The sequence below is a fragment of the Micromonospora sp. DT62 genome (assembly GCF_049847285.1).
Taxonomy (GTDB): domain Bacteria; phylum Actinomycetota; class Actinomycetes; order Mycobacteriales; family Micromonosporaceae; genus Micromonospora; species Micromonospora reichwaldensis.
Map to the genome: position 1 here is coordinate 1 of NZ_JBNCOB010000075.1, position 335 is coordinate 335.

General features: G+C 74.0%; 1 protein-coding gene. It reads left to right on the forward strand.

What is annotated here, in order from left to right; translation table 11 throughout:
* Positions 1–335 (forward strand): phosphopantetheine-binding protein (locus ACPXCB_RS31585; RefSeq protein ID WP_425879783.1); only part of this gene is annotated, 335 nt, incomplete at both ends.

Here is a 335-nt window from a genome sequence, read left to right on the forward strand (position 1 = left end):
CACGCCATCATCGCCCTGCCCCACTTCCCCCTCACCCGCAACGGCAAGATCGACCGCAACGCACTCCCCGCACCGGACCTGTCCGCGCGCGGCGAGCCGCCCCGCGACCACCTGGAGCGGCGGGTGGCGCAGGTGTGGGCCGACGTGCTCGGCCGGACGCCGGGCCGCGACGACAACTTCTTCGCCTTCGGCGGGCACTCCATGCAGGCCACCATGATCGCCGCCCGGCTACGCGAAACCCTCGGCGTGCCGGTCTCGGCCGCGATCGTGTTCGAGGCGCAGACCGTGGCCGCGATGGCCGACCGACTGCGGGCCGAGGTGACGGCCGGTCCGAC